We start from the raw sequence: 1176 nt of genomic DNA, 5'->3' as shown, positions 1-1176 counted from the left end.
TTGCGCTGCCCATTCGTCTCCGTCCTCGTTTCTGCCGACCGCCGCTGACGCAGGCCAGGAGCTCCCGGGCCACCCTGCCCGCGAGGCGCTCGATTATCAGTGATTGACTGCGGCGGCGAAACCGCGGGGGGAGAGAGCTGCAGGCGGGGCGCGGAGACAGTGCGCCACGACGGGTATGCAACTGTCGTACAGATTGCGTGATCCGCAGTGCCTGCCCGTCGATCGTCGACTCGTTTTCGGATGGCTCCCTGGGCCGCAGGAGACAGCATGCAAGGTGAACAGACAGCACGCTTGGGTCTGCATCGCGACCGGGCCGCCATTTCACGCTGGTTGCCGCCCAGGCGCGACGTGCTCAGCGCTTTGCGCCGCACGCCTGTGTCGGTATGGACCGATGACGTCACCGACTGGGCTGCGGCCCTGACGTACTACGCGGTTCTGGCTCTGTTCCCGACCCTGCTCGTCACGGTGTCCTTCATCGGGATTGCCGATGCCTCGCAGACCGAGGCGCTTATCGAGCGTGTGGCCGCAGTCGTGCCGGCTACCTCGCGCCCGGTACTGGAGAGCGCGCTGCAGGACATGGCAGGCCGTCGCTCGGCCGCATGGTTTCTCGCAGCTGTCGGAACAGTCAGCGCGGTGTGGTCCGCGTCGAGCTACCTGGGCGTGTTCCGCCGGGCGCTGCACGCGATGCACGGGGTACGGGACCAGGTTTCCGTGTGGCGCACAGCGCCACGGGTCGTGCTCACTGCGAGCGTACTGCTGGGCATCCTGGTCTCCAGCGCGCTGGTTCTGGTACTCAGCGGCGGCTTGGCCCAGACCCTGGGCCAGGCCCTGGGAGTTGGGGGCGCGGGAGCCGCCACATGGGACGTCATGAAGTGGCCGCTCCTGCTCTGTCTGGTGGCGACGATGGTTCTGCTGCTGTTCCGCTCGGGCCCTGCCCAGACGCGCGGTGTACGGCGCAGGGCGCTCGGCGGGGTCCTCGCCGTCGTCCTCTGGCTCGTCTCCTCCGCGGGATTCGCCCTGTACACGGCCCACGTCTCCACCTACGACCGGCTGTACGGGTCTCTCGCCGGGGTCATCGTCTTCCTGGTCTGGCTGTGGATGTCCAATCTCGCTCTGCTGATCGGCGCGCAGTTCAACGCGGAGCTCGCCAAGGCCATGGCCGACTGAGCGCGGAGG

The 1176-nt window shown here is 67.9% G+C and carries 1 protein-coding gene; it reads left to right on the top strand.

The window, feature by feature from the left end; all coding sequences use genetic code 11:
* The first annotated feature begins 360 nt into the window (after positions 1 to 360).
* Complete coding sequence (locus tag ACFYWY_RS38215) at positions 361 to 1167, top strand: YihY/virulence factor BrkB family protein (RefSeq protein WP_389196137.1); 807 nt, start codon at positions 361 to 363, stop codon at positions 1165 to 1167.
* Positions 1168 to 1176: the final 9 nt, after the last annotated feature.

Source organism: Streptomyces sp. NPDC002870 (assembly GCF_042888505.1).
Classification (GTDB): Bacteria; Actinomycetota; Actinomycetes; order Streptomycetales; family Streptomycetaceae; genus Streptomyces.
The sequence above is the reverse complement of the archived record's forward strand: the minus strand, read 5'-3'. Positions and strand labels throughout refer to the sequence as shown.